This is a genomic window from Sphingomonas sp. Leaf10, assembly GCF_001421245.1.
Classification (GTDB): Bacteria; Pseudomonadota; Alphaproteobacteria; order Sphingomonadales; family Sphingomonadaceae; genus Sphingomonas.
On sequence record NZ_LMKE01000033.1, the window covers coordinates 70448 to 89267 of the forward strand.

The 18820-nt window shown below is 64.8% G+C and carries 14 protein-coding genes; 9 read left to right on the forward strand and 5 right to left on the reverse strand.

Going from position 1 to position 18820, the window contains the following annotated elements; translation table 11 throughout:
- Positions 1 to 38: 38 nt before the first annotated feature.
- Positions 39 to 1247, reverse strand: coding sequence for an LL-diaminopimelate aminotransferase (locus tag ASE59_RS17035; protein ID WP_056459143.1), 1209 nt, complete (start codon positions 1245 to 1247; stop codon positions 39 to 41).
- A 75-nt stretch (positions 1248 to 1322) separates the two neighbouring features.
- On the opposite strand from ASE59_RS17035, the gene ASE59_RS17040 reads away from it, so the two are divergent.
- The 6 genes from ASE59_RS17040 to ASE59_RS17065 all read left to right on the forward strand — a co-directional run bounded on the left by ASE59_RS17040 (position 1323) and on the right by ASE59_RS17065 (position 7813).
- On the forward strand, positions 1323 to 3053 hold the full coding sequence (locus ASE59_RS17040; RefSeq protein ID WP_056459148.1) for a PHA/PHB synthase family protein: 1731 nt from the start codon (positions 1323 to 1325) through the stop codon (positions 3051 to 3053).
- Positions 3054 to 3171: 118 nt separating this feature from the next.
- Positions 3172 to 4002 carry a phasin family protein gene (locus ASE59_RS17045; protein WP_056459151.1) on the forward strand — a complete coding sequence of 277 codons (831 nt, stop codon included), beginning with the start codon at positions 3172 to 3174 and terminating at the stop codon, positions 4000 to 4002.
- A 160-nt stretch (positions 4003 to 4162) separates the two neighbouring features.
- The gene (gene clpS / locus ASE59_RS17050) at positions 4163 to 4489 is read left to right on the forward strand and encodes an ATP-dependent Clp protease adapter ClpS (protein ID WP_066688376.1); all 327 of its coding nucleotides are present in this window, start codon (positions 4163 to 4165) and stop codon (positions 4487 to 4489) included.
- Between the two features lie 35 nt (positions 4490 to 4524).
- Positions 4525 to 4965 carry a hypothetical protein gene (locus tag ASE59_RS17055; protein ID WP_056459154.1) on the forward strand — a complete coding sequence of 147 codons (441 nt, stop codon included), beginning with the start codon at positions 4525 to 4527 and terminating at the stop codon, positions 4963 to 4965.
- 190 nt (positions 4966 to 5155) lie between these two features.
- Entirely contained in the window at positions 5156 to 6439 is a 1284-nt protein-coding gene (gene murA / locus ASE59_RS17060; RefSeq protein ID WP_056459157.1) for a UDP-N-acetylglucosamine 1-carboxyvinyltransferase, read from the forward strand.
- A gap of 234 nt (positions 6440 to 6673) precedes the next feature.
- Positions 6674 to 7813, forward strand: a complete 1140-nt coding sequence (locus ASE59_RS17065; RefSeq protein WP_056459160.1) for an aldose epimerase family protein — start codon at positions 6674 to 6676, stop codon at positions 7811 to 7813.
- Between the two features lie 39 nt (positions 7814 to 7852).
- On the opposite strand, the gene ASE59_RS17070 is transcribed toward ASE59_RS17065, so the two are convergent.
- A complete protein-coding gene (locus ASE59_RS17070) occupies positions 7853 to 8800 on the reverse strand; it encodes a cation diffusion facilitator family transporter (protein ID WP_056459163.1) in 948 nt (315 codons plus the stop codon).
- Between the two features lie 214 nt (positions 8801 to 9014).
- On the opposite strand from ASE59_RS17070, the gene ASE59_RS17075 reads away from it, so the two are divergent.
- A complete protein-coding gene (locus ASE59_RS17075; RefSeq protein ID WP_235515824.1) occupies positions 9015 to 10823 on the forward strand; it encodes a putative bifunctional diguanylate cyclase/phosphodiesterase in 1809 nt (602 codons plus the stop codon).
- Positions 10824 to 10948: 125 nt separating this feature from the next.
- Here ASE59_RS17075 and ASE59_RS17080 read toward each other — a convergent pair whose 3' ends face one another.
- From ASE59_RS17080 to cysD, 3 genes are read right to left on the reverse strand one after another with little or no spacing between them, the layout of a single operon-like run.
- Positions 10949 to 11692: a 3'(2'),5'-bisphosphate nucleotidase CysQ gene (locus tag ASE59_RS17080; protein WP_082458539.1), complete on the reverse strand. Its 744-nt coding sequence runs from the start codon at positions 11690 to 11692 to the stop codon at positions 10949 to 10951.
- Positions 11689 to 13611: a sulfate adenylyltransferase subunit CysN gene (gene cysN, locus ASE59_RS17085; RefSeq protein ID WP_056459171.1), complete on the reverse strand. Its 1923-nt coding sequence runs from the start codon at positions 13609 to 13611 to the stop codon at positions 11689 to 11691. Before cysN ends, ASE59_RS17080 begins: the two co-directional genes overlap by 4 nt.
- A complete protein-coding gene (gene cysD / locus ASE59_RS17090; RefSeq protein ID WP_056459174.1) occupies positions 13611 to 14528 on the reverse strand; it encodes a sulfate adenylyltransferase subunit CysD in 918 nt (305 codons plus the stop codon). The genes cysN and cysD overlap by 1 nt, the downstream gene beginning before the upstream one ends.
- Positions 14529 to 15044: 516 nt before the next feature.
- Here cysD and ASE59_RS17095 point away from each other — a divergent pair.
- A complete protein-coding gene (locus tag ASE59_RS17095; RefSeq protein WP_056459177.1) occupies positions 15045 to 16268 on the forward strand; it encodes an EAL domain-containing protein in 1224 nt (407 codons plus the stop codon).
- Between the two features lie 142 nt (positions 16269 to 16410).
- Positions 16411 to 18789 carry an ATP-binding protein gene (locus ASE59_RS17100; protein WP_056459180.1) on the forward strand — a complete coding sequence of 793 codons (2379 nt, stop codon included), beginning with the start codon at positions 16411 to 16413 and terminating at the stop codon, positions 18787 to 18789.
- Positions 18790 to 18820: the final 31 nt, after the last annotated feature.

Sequence of the window (18820 nt, forward strand, 5' to 3'; positions counted from 1 at the left end):
ACCCCCGACCCCTCCCTTGTCAGGGAGGGGAGGAGAGATTACCCCACGCTGCGCCCCGGCGTATTGACGCCCATCGATTGCAGATATTTCTTCACGTTACGCGCCGCCTGCCGCAGCCGCTGTTCGTTTTCGACCATCGCGATGCGGACATAGCCCTCGCCGTTCTCGCCATAGCCGACGCCGGGTGCGACCGCGACCTTGGCTTCGGTCAGCAACTGCTTGGCGAACTCGAGGCTGCCGAGATGCGCGAGCGCGGGCGGCAGCGGTGCCCAGGCGAACATCGACGCGCGCGGGGAGGGAATGTCCCAGCCGGCGCGGCCGAAGCTCTCGACCAGCACGTCGCGACGCTTGTGATAAAGTTGGCGGTTCTTTTCGACGATATCCTGCGGACCGTTCAGCGCCGCGCAGGCCGCCGCCTGGATCGGGGTGAAGGCACCGTAATCGAGATAGGACTTCACCCGCGTCATCGCCGCGATCAGCTTCTTGTTGCCGACGCCGAACCCCATCCGCCAGCCGGCCATCGAATAGGTCTTGCTGAGCGAGGTGAATTCGATCGCGACGTCCTTCGCACCCTTCACCTGCAGGATCGATGGCGTCGGGCAGCCGTCATAATAGAGTTCGCTATAGGCGAGGTCGGAGATGATCCACAGGCCGTGCTCCTTCGCGAAGGCGACCACGCGTTCGTAGAAGGCGAGGTCGACGACCTCGGCGGTGGGGTTCGACGGATATCCCATCACCAGCACGCTGGGGCGCGGCACGGTGAACGCCATCGCGCGTTCGAGGCTTTCGAAATAATGTTCGTCCGGCGTGGTCGGCACCGCGCGGATCGTCGCGCCGGCGATGATGAAGCCGAACATATGGATCGGGTAGCTGGGATTGGGCGCGAGGATGACGTCGCCTGGCGCGGTGATCGCGGTGGCGAGGCTGGCCAGCCCCTCTTTCGACCCCATGGTCACCACGACTTCGCTGTCGGGATCGATATCGACGCCGAAGCGGCGGCCGTAATAATTGGCCTGGGCGCGGCGCAGGCCGGGGATCCCGCGCGACTGCGAATAGCCGTGCGCGGAGGGCTTGCGGGCAACCTCGACCAGCTTTTCGATGACGTGGTCGGGCGGGGGCAGGTCGGGATTGCCCATGCCGAGGTCGATAATGTCCTCGCCACCGGCACGCGCCGCCGCCCGCATCGCGTTCACTTCGGCGATGACATAAGGGGGCAGGCGTTTCATGCGGTAGAATTCGTCGGACATTCTCGTTCCTTTCAGCCCGGTCCTTACGCTAGGAAGCAACGAACCGGTAGGCCCACGCGCCGTGAGGAGAAGAAAATGACCGACGACACCAAAACGCCGCCCCCTGCGGCCACGATGTCGCTCGAAGAATTGCAGCATTGGACGCAGATGCTGGGCCGCGCGCAGCAGATGATGCTGGAACAGGGCATCGACCTGATGGAGCGCGCGCCCGCCTTGCCCGACCCGACCGGCATGCTGAAGGTCCAGACCGATTTCTGGACCGATACGATGAAGCTGTGGCAGCGCTTCCTCGACCCCGCCAACGCCACCTCGGTCGACGAGTCGCCCGAGCGCGCGCGCGACAAAAGGTTCAAGGCCAAGCAATGGCATGACGACCCGTTGTTCGCCTTCATCCGCCAGAGCTATTTCCTGGTCGCCGACCATATGCTGAAGGGGGTCGACGCGCTGGACGGCGTCGATGCGAAGCAGAAGGAACAGCTGCGCTTCGCCACCCGCGGGCTGATCGATGCGATGAGCCCGACCAACTTCCCCGCGACCAACCCGCTGGTGGTCGAAAAGATCATCGAGACGCGCGGCGAAAATCTGCTGAAGGGCCTGCAGAACATGCTGGCCGACATGGCCAAGGGGCAGATGACGCAGAGCGACACCAGCGCCTTCGAGCTGGGCCGCAACGTCGCGACGACGCCGGGCAAGGTCATCAAGCGCACGCCGCTGTACGAACTGATCCATTACGCGCCGACCACCGAAAAGGTCGGGTCGATCCCGCTGCTGATCTTTCCGCCGTGGATCAATCGCTTCTACATCCTCGACCTGACGCCGGAGAAGAGCTTCATCCGCTGGGCGGTGGAGCAGGGTCTCAGCGTGTTCGTCGTGTCGTGGAAGTCGGCCGATGCGTCGATGAAGGACGTGACGTGGGACGATTATGTCGTGCGCGGACAGATCGATGCGATCGATACCGTGCGCGAGGTGCTGGGCGTCGAATCGGTCCATACCATCGGCTATTGCGTGGCGGGGACGACGCTGGCGGCGACGCTGGCGCTGCTGGAGGCGCGCGGCGAGGCGGCGAAGGTCGCGACGGCCACCTTCTTCACCGCGCAGGTCGACTTCAGCCAGGCGGGCGAATTGTCGCTGTTCGTCGACGACGATCAGCTGAAGATGATCCGGCAGGTCGGCAAGGACGGCTATCTCGACGGGCGGTACATGGCCGCGACCTTCAATCTGCTGCGCGGGCGCGATCTGATCTGGAACTACGTCACCAACAACTATCTGCTCGGCAACGATTATGCGCCGTTCGACCTGCTGCACTGGAATGCCGACGTCACCAACCTGCCCGCGAACTGGCATCTGGGCTATCTGACCGATCTGTACCGTGACAACCGGCTGGTGCAGGCCGGGTCGATGACCGTCGACGGCACGCCGATCGACCTGACCACGATCAAGACCCCGTCCTATATCCAGGCGGGACGCGAGGACCATATCGCCCCGCCCGAAAGCGTGTGGAAGGTGACCGAGCATTTCGCCGGCCCCTTGCGCTTTGTGCTGGCCGGATCGGGGCATATCGCCGGCGTGGTGAACCCGCCTTCGGCTGGCAAATATCAATATTGGACCAATGACGAACCGGCCGGGACGCTGGCCGCCTTCGTCGCCGGCGCGAAGGAGACCAAGGGCAGCTGGTGGCCGGATTGGCGGCAGTGGATCGCGGCGGCGGATGGCAAGACCGTGCCCGCGACTAAAACCCGGATACCAGGTGGCCGCGGCGCAGCAGTATTGTGCGACGCACCCGGCGAATATGTCCGAACCCGATAAGAACATTTGATTTCTCTATCTACATATTTATGCTGCGGTGCACAAAAAGCGTCTTGATATCGTCATAACGACCGGTTAAGTGGTGCGCCGCAGCAGTAATCAGATGGAGGATGTCCGAGTGGCCACCAGAGGTCCGAAGACCGGCACGCGCAAGCCTGCCAGTTCCCGATCGACCCGACCGGTCGCGACCGCGCCCGTCGAGTCTGCCGCGCCGGAACCGGTCGTGCCGCCCGTCGAACCCGAACAGGCGGAAATCCCGCCCGTGCCGTTCGTGGCCGCGCCGAAGCCGGCTCCCGTCGAATTGCCTTTCAAGACCGAAACCGCCGCTGTCGTCATCCCGACGCCGCCGGTCGAACCGGTCGTGGAAGTCGTCGAAACCGTGGCCGAGACCGCTCAGGTCGTGGCTGAGGAAACCGCAGAGGCGGTCCAAACCGTAACCGATCAAGTCGAGGAAAAGACCATGGACGTCACCAACGAAGCGACCGCCACCGCCCAGAACGCCGCCAACAAGGCGCAGAACTTCGCGCAGGACGCCGCGAACAAGGCGCAGGCCGTGTCGACCGAATTCAACGAAAAGGCGAAGGCCGCGTTCGAAAAGGGCGCCAAGGGCTTCGAGGAAATGAACGAGATGGCCAAGGGCAACGTCGAAGCGATGGTCGAAGCCAGCCGCATCGCCGCCAAGGGCCTTGAAACGCTCGGTCAGGAAATGGCCGAATATGGCCGCAAGTCGTTCGAACACGCGACCTCGACCGCCAAGACCCTCGCGACCGTCAAGTCGCCGACCGAGTTCATGAAGCTGCAGTCGGACTTCATCCGCCAGTCGTTCGACTCGTTCGTCGCCGAAGCGTCGAAGACCACCGAAATGATGATCAAGCTGGCCGGCGACGCCGCGCAGCCGATCAGCAACCGCGTCGCGGTTGCCGCCGACAAGGTGAAGGTCGCCGCGTAAGCGGTCGGCTAACCTTTACGGGCTAACGAAGGGGGCGGTCGCGCGAGCGGTCGCCCCTTTTGTCATTTCCAATTCGGCGCATATGACCACGCACCCCCTTGCCCTGTCGGACCCGCATGCCATATTTTGCGGCGACATGTCTCCACAGCTCCGCATCCAGATGGCCGGTGACGACCGCGACCATGACGACGACCGCTCGACCGGTCTCGGCGTCGCCACCCAGACCCGCGTCAAGAAGCCCACGCCGTACCGGGTGCTGATGCTGAACGACGATTACACGCCGATGGAATTCGTCGTCCTGTGCCTGCAACGCTTCTTCCGCATGAGCATGGAGGAAGCGACGCGCGTGATGCTGCACGTCCACCAGCGCGGCGTCGGCGTGTGCGGGGTGTTCACCTATGAGGTGGCCGAGACGAAGGTGGCGCAGGTGATGGACTTCGCTCGCCAGAACCAGCACCCGTTGCAGTGCACGCTGGAGAAGGCCTGACGTTTCTGTCACGGCGGGTTCTTGCCGCTGCGCTGTTGGTCGCGATCGCCGCCTGTCAGCCCGAGCGGTCGAACGATCCGGCGAAACTTGCGGTCTTCGACATCGAACCGCAGAGCCAAGCGGTTGCTGCCGATCCTGGCAGCCTCACGCCGATGACCTCTGAAGACATCCGGCGATCGCTTATCGCCTGTCTGCTGTCACCTTCCAATCCGTATGCGCCTGATGACGGGCCGATCTGCCTTCGTCCCGACGGGAGCTGGATTGCTTATACCGGCGAGGGCAACCCGCAGGGCCGCTACACGATCGTCGGCAATGAAGTGCGGACTGTGCACGCCGGGGTTCCCGGCACGCCGCGTCGCCTTGCATTCTACCGCAGCGCTATTGGCCGCATCTACCTGCGCGACCCCAGCCTACGCGAAACGTTACCCGTGGAAATCGAACCTTCCAGCGAGTCACCTTACCTGAACGGCATGTAACCCCAAAATCCTCCCCGTTCACGGGGAGGGGGACCAGCCGCAGCCTGGTGGAGGGGGAGGGCGGCATACGGAACCGATGCGTTCGCGGCGAACCCCCTCCACCATCGCCTTCAGCGACGGTCCCCTTCCCCGTGCGGGGGAGGAGCGCTGGCCTCTTGCTTGTGTGTTGCGACCCACTAGAAGCTGCCCCATGGATCGTATCGTCATTCGCGGCGGCAATCGCCTATCCGGCCGCATCGTCATTTCGGGCGCCAAGAACGCCGCGCTCACTCTGCTGCCCTGTGCGCTGCTGACCGAAGAGCCGCTGACGCTGCGCAACCTGCCGCGCCTAGCGGACGTCGACAGCTTCGGCCACCTGCTCAACCAGTTCGGCGTGTCGACTACGGTCGAGGGATCGCACCCCAGCGAATTCGGTCGCGTCATGACGATGCGCGGCCAGCGGCTGACCAGCACGGTCGCGCCCTACGACATCGTCCGCAAGATGCGCGCGTCGATCCTCGTCCTCGGCCCGCTCGTCGCGCGCGCGGGGGAGGCGACGGTGTCGCTGCCCGGCGGCTGCGCGATCGGCAATCGCCCGATCGACCTGCATCTGAAGGCACTCGAAGCGCTGGGCGCCGAGATCGAACTCGCCGCGGGCTATGTGAAGGCGACCGCGCCCGGCGGACGGTTGCCGGGCGGGCGCTATCGCTTCCCGGTGGTGTCGGTCGGCGCGACCGAGAATGCGGTGATGGCCGCCGTGCTCGCGCGCGGCACCAGCATCCTCGAAAACGCCGCGCGTGAGCCGGAGATCGTCGACCTGTGCCGCTGCCTGGTCGCCATGGGCGCGACCATCGACGGCATTGGCAGCGACACGCTGACCATCGAGGGACGCGACAAGCTGCACGGGGCGACCTATGCCGTCATGCCCGACCGGATCGAGGCGGGCAGCTATGCCTGCGCCGCCGCGATCACCGGCGGCGCGGTCGAATTGGCGAACGTCGTGCCGTCCGACATGCGCGCCACGATCGACGCGCTGGTCGAAGCCGGCGTCACCGTGCGTGAGGAAGCGACCTCGCTGTTCGTCGAGGCGAGTGGCGACATACGCCCGGTCAACCTGTCGACCGCACCCTATCCGGGCTTCGCCACCGACATGCAGGCGCAGTTCATGGCGCTGCTGACCCGCGCGGACGGGGCGAGCGTGTTGACCGAGACGATCTTCGAAAACCGCTACATGCACGTGCCCGAACTGGCGCGGATGGGGGCGGACATCACCGTGACCGGCCGATCGGCAGTGGTGCGCGGCGTCGGCGGGCTTGTCGGCGCGCCGGTGATGGCGACCGACCTGCGCGCGTCGATGAGTCTCATCATCGCCGGGCTGGCGGCAGAGGGCGAGACGTCGGTCAGCCGCGTCTATCACCTCGATCGCGGCTATGAGCGGCTGGAGGAGAAATTGCAGGCGGTCGGTGCCGATATCGAACGGCTTGGCGACGGTTGAGTTCTGTCTTGTCCCCTCCCTGACAAGGGAGGGGCTAGGGGTGGGTCGGCCCGTTGTCGCGCGCTCACCCTCCCTTGCGAGCCTACCCACCCCCGACCCCTCCCTTGTCAGGGAGGGGAGGTACACGGCCCCGCTCGAGCTCCCCGCTTGAACTCGCCATTATTGTCTGACTATATCCCTGCCGACGAACCGGACGTGGCGCGATAGCCCGCTGGTGAATTTGGGAGGGTGACGATGAAGAAAGCGCTTCTGGCCGGGTCGACGGCCATGGCAATGTTGATCGGGGCCAATGCGGCGGGTGCCGCCACGGCCAAGCGGTCAAGCTTCGGCAAGCTGCCTGACGGTACGGCGGTCGAAATGGTAACGCTGACCGGCAGCAACGGCGTCAGCGCGAAGATCATGACGCTGGGCGCCACCTTGCAGGCGTTCAACGCCCCGGACCGCAAGGGCAAGGTTGCCGACATAACCCTCGGCTATGACGACGCCGCCAGCTATGTCACCGCCCCCAATTACTGGGGCCAGACGATCGGCCGCTATGCCAACCGCATCGCCGGCGGCAAGTTCACGCTGAATGGCAAGGCATATCAACTGACCCAGAACGACAAGGCCAATTCGCTGCACGGCGGCACGGTCGGCTTCGACAAGCGCGTGTGGCGGATCGTGTCGGTGAAGGACGGCCCCAGCGCATCGGTGACGATGGCGCTGAACAGCCCGGACGGCGATCAGGGCTATCCCGGCGCGCTCGACGTGACCGTCACCTATGCGCTGGATGACAAGGGCGCGCTGACCATCGATTTCGATGCGAAGAGCGACGCGCCGACGATCGTCAACCTGACCAACCACGCGCTGTTCGACATGGGCGGCGAAGGTAGCGCATTGGGCACGATGACCCACAAGCTGACCATTCCCGCCAGCCGCTACACGCCCGTCAACGACGCGCTGATCCCGACCGGTGAACGTCGTCCTGTCGCGGGTACGGTGTTCGATTTCACCCGCGGACGGATCGTCGGACAGGATGTCCGCGACGGCCGCGATCCCCAGATCATCGCCGGACGCGGCTACGACCATAATTTCGTGCTCGACGCAGGGATCACGAAGGAGCCGAAGCTGGCCGCACGCCTCGAGGATCCCGCATCGGGTCGCGTGCTCGAAGTGCTGACCACCGAACCCGGCGTGCAATTCTATTCAGGCAACTTCATCGACGGGACGCTGATCGGCAAGAACCGCCACGTCTATCGCATGGGTGACGGCATCGCGCTCGAACCGCAGAAATTCCCCGATACGCCGAACCAGCCGGCGCTCGGATCGGCGCGGGTCGAACCGGGCAAGCCGTATCACCACCGCATGGTGTACCGGGTGTCGGTGGCGCGGTGAACCTTACTCCCCTCCCTGACAAGGGAGGGGTGTTTCCGGTCAATGCGCGTGGGTCAGCCCGCAATCGTCGCACGTTTCGATCTGCACCGTCGCATGGCCGATGCCGAAATGATGCTCCAGTTCCTTCGACAGCTCGACCAGAAACCCGTCGCCGGGATGGCCGTCGGGCATCACCAGATGCGCGGTCAGCGCGGTTTCGGTCGTGCTCATCGGCCAAATATGCAGATCGTGCACCCGTGCCACGCCCGGCAGTTCCGCCAGCATCCCCTCGACCGCGACGGCATCGATCCCGCGCGGCACCGCCTGTAGCGCCAGCAGCAGCGATTCGCTGAGCAAACTCCATGTCCCGATCAGGATGATCGCGACGACGACCAGGCTGACGACCGGATCGATCCATCCCGCCCCGGTCCACAAGATGGCGAGGCCGGCGATCACCACCCCCGCCGACACCGCCGCATCGGCGGCCATGTGCAGATAGGCGCCCCGGATATTGACGTCACCATGCCGCCCGCGCGCGAACAGCAGCGCGGTGGCGAGGTTGACGGCGATGCCGGCCAGCGCGACCCACACCACCGGCCAGCCGTCGATCGGGCGCGGGCTGCCCAATCGCTGGATCGTTTCCAGCAGGATCGCGCCGACCGCGATCAGCAGCACCAGCGCATTGGCGAGCGCGGCGAGGATCGTCGACGCACCAAGGCCGTAGGTGAATCGCTTCGATGCCGGCCGCTTGGCGAGTTCGACCCCGCCCCATGCGATCAGCAGCCCAAGCACGTCCGACAGGTTATGGCCGGCGTCCGCCAGCAACGCCATCGAATCGAACCAGAAGCCCGCGCCACCCTCGACCACGACGAAGCCGATGTTCAGCAGCGTCCCGATCGCGAAGGCGCGGCCGAAATCGGCCGGGGCATGGCTGTGGCCATGATGCCCATGCACCTGATGCCCGTGCGAGTGATGATCGTGGCCGTGGCCATGGTGATGCGCGCTCATCGCCCGCTTCTGACAGGTGCGGGACGCAGTGACCAGATGCGACGCGGTGCAGCGAAAAGAGGGTTAAGCGAGCGGTAACCTGGATCGAAAATGGATGAAACGCGCTAACCCGGTGATGACATGCGGTTTCGCGACCGCCTCCTGGAGCGGCGGTACGAAGGACATGGACGACGAACGATCATCCGCGCGTATATTGATCGTCGACGATGACGCTGTGATCGATGAATCCCGTCCTTTGTCGCCGGGTTTGGCCGACGGAGTCGGGACGCTGGCCGACTTCGCTGCCGACCTGTCCGTCGAAGCGGACCGGCTGCGGCTGATCCCGACATATGTGCATCGGGGGGAGGATGCGGTCGCGGCGGTTGCCGGCGCGGTACGCGACGATGCCCGCTTTGCCGTCGCCTTCCTGGATATTTGCGGGCCGTGCCGCATCGATCTTCGCCAGACGGTCGCGCGGATCCGGGCGCTTGATCCCGATCTTCAGATCGTGATCGTCACCGGACATGCAGCCGATGCATCCGCCGACATCACGTGCGACGTCCGGCTACCCGATCACCTCTTCCATCTCACTAGGCCGCTGGACGCCCAAGCGGCTTGGCAGACCGCGCGGGCGCTTGCCCATCGCTGGCTGACCGATCGTGAACTGGCGGCGACCCGCGCGGCGCTGACGGCGAAAATCGCCGAACTGGAGGAACGGGCGCGCGAACTGGCGGCGAACGAGAGCAAGGCCATCCACATGGCCCATCACGATCCGCTGACCGATGCGCCCAACCGGCTGGCGTTCCTGCGCGTCCTGACCGACAGCCTGCGCGGGACCGATTGCGTCGCGATGGCGATGATCGATCTCGACCGGTTCAAGCTGATCAACGACACGCTCGGCCATCTGGTCGGGGACGAATTGATCCGCATCGTCTGCGAGATCCTGATCGAACAGGTCGGCGACGCCGGTTTCGTCGCGCGGCTGGGCGGCGACGAATTCGGCGTGCTGTTGCGCGTCGCCGACGAAGCCGATGCGATGGAGCGATGCGAGCGGTTGGTACGCGCTTGTTCAACCGATCTGCTGGTGTTCGGCCATCCGGTGCGCGGTGCCGCATCGATCGGCGTGGTGATGGCGAAAGTCGATGGGGGCCGCGATCCGGTCGATGTGATGCGTCGTGCCGACATGGCGCTCAACGATGCCAAGCGGTCCGGTCGCGGCGTCGTGCGCCGGTTCGACGACAGCATGGACGAATCGATCCGCTTTCGACGCGGTATCGAACAGGGTCTGACCCGGGCGATCGCGCAGGGCGAGATGGCGCTGCTCTACCAGCCGATCGTCGCCCGCGAGACGCTGGACATCGTCGCGTTCGAGGCGTTGTTGCGGTGGAACACGCCGGATTTTCGCGACGTCAGCCCGGCCATGTTCGTTCCCATCGCCGAGGAATCGAACCTGATCCACGAACTGGGCGACTGGGTGCTGGATAAGGTGCTGATGATCCTGCCCCGGCTGCCGGGGCAATATATCTCGGTCAACGTCTCCGCACGTCAGTTCCGGCGCCCGAATTTCACCTCGTACCTGATCGATCGCGTGCAGCGGGCCGGAATCGCGCCCGACCGGTTGCAGATCGAGGTGACGGAGACTGCGATCTTCGACAATGCCGAGCGCGCTGCCGCGACGCTCCTCGAACTGCGCGAGCTGGGTTTCCGCATCGCGCTCGACGATTTCGGCACCGGCTATTCGTCGCTCTACAATATCCGCACCTTCGCGCTGGACTGTCTGAAGATCGATCGCAGCTTCATCGACGGCATGGGACGCGAGCGTGAGAGCGCGGCGATCGTCCATTCGATCATCCACCTCGCCCGCGCACTCCGGTTGGAGGTGGTCGCCGAAGGCGTCGAGACGGAGGCGCAGGTGCAGGCGTTGCGCGTCGCTGGCTGTTCGCATCTTCAGGGGCATCATTTCGCCCGGCCGCTCGATGCAGACGGCGCGATCGGGCTGGCGGCCGGCGGTATCGATCGCCGCTGGCTGTCGGCGATCGGCTGACCGCGCTGCGGTCAACGGTGCGGCTTGGGTAAAATAACCGTCGTCAGCCGATGACGGCAAAGGCTTCCCCTCGATGCGACAACGGACTTGTTCGAGCGCGGTTGTTCGACCCGGCGTGCCTGACGCTACCGAGCACCCTCTAAACCGGCGATAATCGGCAGGATTCGCGCCGCATCGTCACGCCGGCAGATCAACAGGTCGGGCAACCACGTATCGTGGCAATTATAATAAAGCGGCGACCCATCGATCCTTGACGCATGCAGCCCGGCCGCCAGCGCCACCGCAACCGGTGCACAACTGTCCCATTCATACTGGCCGCCAGCGTGCAGATAGATATCGGCCTGCCCAAGCACCACCGCCATCGCCTTGGCACCGGCAGAGCCCATTGGGATCAGTTCGGCGTCGATGGCTTCCGCGACCGCCAGCGCTTGCGGCGCGGGACGGGTGCGGCTGACGACCATGCGCGGCCGGTCGGGCCGGGGCGGTACGACCGGGGCGGGGCTGCTCGACAGGGTGATGCCGAGCGAGGGCAAGGCCACCGCACCGGCCTCTGCCCGGCCACCGACCGCCAGTGCGACATGCACCGCCCAGTCGTCGCGCCCTTCGGCATATTCGCGCGTGCCATCCAGCGGGTCGACGATCCAAGTCTGCGCAGCGGCACAGCGCGCCTTGTCGTCGGCGGACTCCTCCGACAGCACGAACGCGTCGGGGCGGGCGGCGCGCAGTCGGTCGAGGATCAGCGCATTGGCTTCCCGGTCGGCACGGTCGCCCAGCGCCTTGCCGGTCTCGCGCCCCTCCGCCCGGATCGCGAGCAGCAGCTTGCCCGCTTCGGCGGCGATGGCGGTCGCGAGCAGCGCGTCGTCGGTCACAGCACCGGCGCCCAGGTGCCCAGCACATGCTCGACAATGCGCTCGGCAGCGGCTTCCGGCGTTTCGCGCGTCGTGTCGACATGGATTTCGGGCGATAGCGGCGGTTCGTAGGGACTGTCGATGCCGGTGAAGTTGGCGAGCGCACCGCTGCGCGCCTTCGCATACAGCCCCTTCACGTCGCGCGCCTCGGCGACCGCCAAAGGCGTGTCGACGAATACCTCGACGAACTCGCCCGTCGGCAGCATCGAGCGCGCAAGGTCGCGTTCGGCGCGGAAGGGAGAGATGAAGGCGGTCAGGACGATCAGACCGGCATCGGCCATCAGCTTCGCGACTTCACCGACGCGGCGGACATTCTCGACCCTATCGGCATCGGTGAAGCCGAGATCGCGGTTGAGGCCGTGGCGGACATTGTCACCGTCGAGCAGGAAGCTGTGCTTGCCCAGCGCATGCAGCTTCTTTTCGACCAGATTGGCGATGGTCGACTTGCCTGACCCTGACAGGCCGGTGAACCACAGCACGCGTGGGCTCTGGTTCTTCTGCGCGGCATGCGCCTCACGGGTGATGTCGATCGACTGCCAGTGCACATTCTGACTGCGACGTAGGCAATAATCGATCATGCCGGCGGCGACGGTGGCGTTGGTGATCTTATCGATGAGGATGAACCCGCCGAGGTCGCGATTGTCGGCATAGGGTTCGAAGGCGATGCTGCGATCGGTGAACACGTCGGCCACGCCGATATCGTTCAGCGACAGCGTCTTCACCGACAATTCGGCCAGCGTGTTGACGTCGATGGCATGGCGCGGCGGCTGGACCGTCGCCGATACGGTGCCCGCGCCGGTCTTCAGCCAATAGGCGCGGCCGGGCAGCAGCGGTTCGCCGTCCATCCACACGATCGTCGCGCGGAACTGATCGGCGACCTGTGGCGGGGCGTCGGCAGCGGCGATCACGTCGCCGCGCGAACAATCGATCTCGTCGGTCAGGGTCAGCGTTACCGATTGGCCGGCGACCGCTTCGGCGAGATCGCCGTCCATCGACACGATGCGAGCGATGCGTGACGTCTTGCCCGACGGAAGGACGCGCACGGCATCACCCGGACGGATAGTGCCGCTGGCGATCAACCCGGCAAAGCCGCGAAAGTCGAGGTCGGGGCGATTCACCCACTGCACCGGCAAACGGAACGGCCGCGCGGCCGCCGTCTCGCTGTCCAACTCGACCGATTCGAGATGCTCGATTAGTGCCGGGCCGTCATACCACGGGGTGTTTTCGGAGGCGGCGGCGATATTGTCGCCCTTGAACCCCGACAGGGGAATCGCGGTAAAGCCGGCGATGCCGATCGATTCGGCAAAGGTGGCATAATCGGCGACGATGGTCTCGAACGTTGCCTGATCATAGCCGACCAGATCCATCTTGTTCACCGCGAGCACGATGTGGCGGATGCCGATCAGGTGGGCGAGGTAGCTGTGCCGCCGCGTCTGGGTCAGCACGCCCTTGCGCGCGTCGATCAGGATGACGGCGAGGTCGGCGGTCGAAGCGCCGGTGACCATGTTGCGGGTATATTGTTCGTGACCGGGCGTGTCGGCGACGATGAATTTTCGCTTTTCGGTCGCGAAGAAGCGATAGGCGACATCGATGGTGATGCCCTGTTCGCGTTCGGCGGCGAGCCCGTCGACCAGCAGCGCGAAGTCGATCTCCTGCCCCTGCGTGCCGACCCGCTTTGAATCGCTCTCCAGCGCGGCCAGTTGATCCTCGAAGATCATCTTCGAATCATACAGTAGCCGGCCGATCAGCGTCGATTTGCCGTCATCGACCGATCCGCAGGTGATGAAGCGCAGCAGCGATTTGCGCTGATGCTGCGCCAGATAGGCGTCGATATCGGCCGCGATCAGCGCGTCGGGCGTATAGGCGGGGGAGGTCGCCATCAGAAGTAACCTTCCTGCTTCTTCTTTTCCATGCTGGCCGATCCGGCGTCGCGGTCGATCGCGCGCCCCTGTCGTTCGGAGGTGGTGGTCAGCAACATTTCCTGGATCACGTCGTTCAGCGTCGCCGCCTCGCTCTCGACCGCACCGGTCAGGGGATAACAGCCGAGCGTGCGGAAGCGGATCGAGCGTTCGACCGGGACTTCGCCCGGCAACAGGCGGAAGCGGTCGTCATCGACCATCAGCAGCATCCCGTCGCGCTCGACGGTCGGGCGGGGGGCGGCGAAATAGAGCGGCACGATCTCGATCTTCTCGCGCAGGATATATTGCCAGATGTCGAGTTCGGTCCAGTTCGACAGCGGGAAGACGCGGATCGATTCGCCCTTGGCTTTCCGCGCGTTATACAGATGCCACAGCTCGGGCCGCTGCGCCTTCGGGTCCCAGCGATGATTGGCCGAGCGGAACGAGAAGACGCGTTCCTTCGCGCGGCTTTTCTCTTCATCCCGGCGCGCGCCACCGAAGGCGGCGTCGAACCCATATTTGTCGAGCGCCTGTTTCAGCCCCTCGGTCTTCCACAGATCGGTGTGCAGGCTGCCATGATCGAACGGATTGATGGCGCGCGCCTGCGCTTCGGGATTGTGATGGACCAGCAATTCCATGCCGGCATCGCGGGCCGCCTTGTCGCGCAGGTCGTACATCGCGCGGAATTTCCACGTCGTATCGACATGCAGCAGCGGGAAGGGCGGCGGGGCGGGATAGAATGCCTTCTTGGCGAGGTGCAGCATCACCGCCGAATCCTTGCCGACCGAATAGAGCATCACCGGGCGCTCGGCCTCAGCAACCACTTCGCGCAGGATATGAATGCTTTCCGCCTCGAGCCGTTCGAGGTGGGTCAGGCGGCGGATGGTGGGATCGGTCATGGTCCTGTCGCAGGTAGCGACCAAGGACCGGGCGACAAGACAAGGATTCTTGCGAGACCCGCCAGTTCAGCTTTGTCGGGGCAGGACGGGTGCGGGAAAGGAACGAACGTACAAGGCCAGATACAAAAACGCCTGGGTCGTCGCGGCGAACCGTCCCGACCCAGGGCGCGTATTCCAGTTAGACCGGACGAAGATCTTCGCCGTAGCCGTCACGGAACAGAGCGAAAAACGCCTGCATTTTCATTCTCCCAGTTACGCCGAAGCGCGCAGGCTTATTAACCGAAAATTAACCATAAGACAAATTTTAATTGCAAGAAAACTGCGTGCTTTCCGGACGGGAACGTTAACCGAAGCTTTGCGGTTCGGGGGTAGCGATGGTCCATCATGGCACGCGCCGATTCGGATCATTTCCCGCCAGGCGGGCATTCGGGACAGGGGGGACAGCCGCGTCCCACGTCCCACGATACCGTTGGCAGCGGAACGTGCCCGCCGGCCCCGGCCACATGGCATCGCTTTGTGTTGCTTGCCGAAATCGACGATTTCGCCACCTTGCGCCGCGCGGTCGGGATCGCACGGGCGGCGGCGGTGCTTGACGATGTCGAAGCGCGAATCACTGCTGCCATTCCGGCAATTCGCGTGGTGCCGATGGGGCGGGGCGCGATCGAACTGAGTTTCGCGGGCGAATCGGTGGCATCCGGTGCCGCCATGCTCGATCGGGTTCACCGGGCGATGGAGCCGGCCTTCGATCTCGATGGCGAAACCTATCGCCTGTCGCTGCGGGTCGGGGGCGTCGGGGCGGAAGCGGCCGAACATGACGATGTCCGCCTGATCGAAGCTGCCGAGGAGGCGCTGTCGGATGCGCGGCAGGCGAATGCCGACGTGCTGCGCCATCTGAGCGATCCGGTCGCGGGCCATGATCCGTTCCAGTTGATGCGCGAACTGCCCGCTGCGATCGAGAGCGGTCAGATCTTCCTGCAATATCAGCCCAAGGTCCGGGTGCGGCAGCAATGCGTGGCGAGTGCCGAGGCGCTGGTGCGCTGGCGCCATCCGACGCGCGGGCTGATTCTGCCCGGCGACTTCATCGAAGCCGCCGAGCGATCGAATGTCATCGGCGCGCTGACGCTGTGGATCATCCGCCGGGTAATTCTCGACCAGCGGATCATCGCCGCCGCCGGATACGACATTCCGATCTTCATCAATATCTCCGGCGTGTTGCTGTCCGACCCGGGGTTCGTCCGCGATGCCTGCGCGCTGGTGCGCGACGGCGATGCGCGGGTCGGATTCGAGATTACCGAGACCGCGGTCATCCGCGATCCTGAAAGCGCCATCGCCAATCTGCGTGCCTTTGCCGATATCGGCGTGCCGCTGGCGATCGACGATTATGGCGCGGGGCTGTCGTCGCTGGCCTATCTCAAGCGCCTGCCCGCCGGCGAGTTGAAGATCGACAAGCTGTTCGTCACGCAACTGACCAGCAGCAATCGCGACCCGCTGATCGTACGGTCGACCATCGATCTGGCGCATGCGCTGGACATGGAGGTGACCGCCGAAGGCGTCGAGACGCCGGCCGCACTGGCACTGCTCGGCGTCATGGGGTGCGACATGGTGCAAGGCTATCTCATCAGCCGCCCGGTCGAGTTCGCCGCGTTCCGCACCTTCTTGCAGGAGGAACGCCATATCGCCGCGATGACCAGCCCGCGCCTGTCGTTCCTGCGCAACGAGGGACAGTGGAAGACCGGTTAAGCGGTCGTTCGGCAACGCGCTGTTCGCGAGTTTTTTGCGGGAAGCTATTCGCTACGAATCATTAACCACAGTGAGATAGGGTTCCTGTATGCGCCTGCGGTTCCCGCTCCTTGCCCTATCTCTTTTCGCAGCAGCGGGCGCTGTGCCTGCGACGGGGCAGGCGACGCCGCTCGACGTCCGGTTCGAAGCGGTACGCACGCTGCTTTTGACCGATCCGCAACGCGTCCTGCGAGACGGCGGCGCATTGGAAGCCGCTGCGACGCGCCGCGATGGCGATCGCTCGACGATGGTGGCCGCCAGCAAGTGGTTGCAGGCCGAAGCCTATGTTCGACTCGGCGACACCGGATCAGCGGCGGCGGAAGTCGAGGAAGCGCTGACGCTCCTTCACCGCCTGTCGGGAAAATACTCGATCGAGGGGGATGTGCTGCGCACGCGCGGCGACATCGCCGCCGATGCCGACAATGTCGCCGGAGCATTGTCCGATTATCAGACCGCCTATCGCATCTACGTCGCGGTCGACGATCGCCGGGGGCAGGCGATGGCGCTGCTCAGCATCGGCGCATTGTACCGCCAGGGGGCCGATTTCGAAGCGGCGCTACGCTATTACGGACAGGCGATCGAGACCTATGACGACGATCCCGCGCTGTCGATTTCGCTGCTGAACAACCGCGGGAACGTGTTGGCGGATATGGGGCGGCATCGCAGCGCCCTGATCGATTATGCCAAGGCGCTGGTGAAGGCGCGTCAGATCGGCAACCGGCCGTTCGAGGCACAAATCCTGCGCAACCTGGCGCGATCGCAGCGCGCGGTCGGCGATTTCGCCGCCGCGGATACGTCGATCGCCGAAGGGTTGCGAACCGCGCAAGCAATCAGATCACGTGGCGTCGTCGATCAGTTGAAGGCGCTGTCCGGGCGACTGGCGGCGGATCGCGGCGATCTGGCCGATGCGACCCGGCTGGTCGACGAAGCCTTTGCCGGCGTCGACCTGACCAAGACATCGCTGGCGATGCGCGACAATCATCGCAACGCCTATGCCGTCTATCTGGCGGTCGGCGATGCGGCCAAGGCGTTGCCGCATCTGGCCGCGATCGACCGGCTGAACGAGCAGGCGACGCAACTGACCACGTCGACCAAGACGGCGCTGATGTCGGCGCGGTTCGATTTCCAGAACCAGGAATTGCGGATCGCCCGGCTGAAGCAGGAAGAATTGCGCCGCAACATCGCGTTCGAACGCGCCAGCGCGCGGTTCCAGCGTATCCTGTTCGGCAGCATCGCCGCGGCGGTCGCGGTGCTGGTCGCGCTGTTGAGCTTCGGCGTCGTGACGCTTCGGCGCAGTCGCAATGCGGTGCGGCACGCCAACGTCGCACTGGCCGCGACCAATGTCGCGCTGGAAAAGGCGTTGAAGGCGAAGGGCGATTTCCTCGCGACCACCAGTCATGAGATCCGCACGCCGCTGAACGGTATTCTCGGCATGGCGCAGGTCATGTTGCGCGACGATCGGCTGACCCCCGACCTCCGCGACCGGTTGGGCATCGTCCATGACGCCGGGGTAACGATGCGCGCGCTGGTCGACGACATTCTCGACGTGGCCAAGATGCAGTCGGGCAATCTGTCGGTCGAACGCATCCCGACCGACCTGATCGCGACGATCGAGAACCTGACCCGCGCGTCGCGGCGGCAGGCCGAGGATCGGGGGCTGCGCTTCACGCTCGACATCGGCGACGTGCCGCGGTGGATCGAGGGGGATCCGGTGCGGCTGCGGCAGATCCTGTTCAACCTGTTGTCGAACGCGCTTAAATTCACCGAGGCCGGCGCGATCGCCGTGCGCGTCGACGGCGATATGCAGCGGGTGCGCATTGCGGTCAGCGACAGCGGCATCGGGATCGCCGCTGACCGCGTCGACGAGGTGTTCGAGTCGTTCCAGCAGGCGGACAACAGCACCACCCGCCGGTTCGGCGGCACCGGGCTGGGGCTGACCATCTGCCGCAATCTGGCGCGGGCGATGGGGGGAGACATTCATGTGGCGAGCGTGGAGGGCAAGGGTTCGACCTTCACCCTCGATCTGCCCGTGACGCTGGCCGTGCCGCCGGTGGCGGACAGCGGCGAAGATGCAGGGCGGAACACCCTGCTGATCCTCGAGCGCAATCCGATCGCGCGGGGCATGATGCGGACGCTGTTCGCCGATCACAGCGCGTCGATCGTGTTCGTCGACGACGTGGCGGCGGTGCGGATGGCATTGCGCGAGGGGGGCGTGCTGGCGCTGCTGATGGATATGGCGGCACTGTGCGCGACGTCCGACGAACCCGAGCGCGACCTTGCCGAAATCGAGACGATGCTGCGTTCGGCGGATTTACCGGCGGTTTTGATGCTGAATAGGGAAGATTGTGGCGTAAGCATCGGGTATGACGCCATAACATTGCTCAACAAGCCCGTTTCGGCTAAGCAACTTATCGACGCGTTGTTCGTCGTGCGGAATGATCGGGGTGCAGTGCCAACAGCCCTTGTTTCAAATGCGGCGTAGCGATAGCGGATTTCGATATGCAAAGCTTTGA

Bases quoted from the DNA above. Each gene is read 5' to 3' on its own strand.
- clpS (WP_066688376.1), top strand. From the start codon at position 4,163: ATGGCCGGTGACGACCGCGACCATGACGACGACCGCTCGACCGGTCTC.
- ASE59_RS17035 (WP_056459143.1), bottom strand. From the start codon at position 1,247: ATGTCCGACGAATTCTACCGCATGAAACGCCTGCCCCCTTATGTCATC.
- ASE59_RS17070 (WP_056459163.1), bottom strand. From the start codon at position 8,800: ATGAGCGCGCATCACCATGGCCACGGCCACGATCATCACTCGCACGGG.
- cysD (WP_056459174.1), bottom strand. From the start codon at position 14,528: ATGACCGATCCCACCATCCGCCGCCTGACCCACCTCGAACGGCTCGAG.
- ASE59_RS17065 (WP_056459160.1), top strand. From the start codon at position 6,674: ATGAAGAAAGCGCTTCTGGCCGGGTCGACGGCCATGGCAATGTTGATC.
- cysN (WP_056459171.1), bottom strand. From the start codon at position 13,611: ATGGCGACCTCCCCCGCCTATACGCCCGACGCGCTGATCGCGGCCGAT.
- ASE59_RS17040 (WP_056459148.1), top strand. From the start codon at position 1,323: ATGACCGACGACACCAAAACGCCGCCCCCTGCGGCCACGATGTCGCTC.
- murA (WP_056459157.1), top strand. From the start codon at position 5,156: ATGGATCGTATCGTCATTCGCGGCGGCAATCGCCTATCCGGCCGCATC.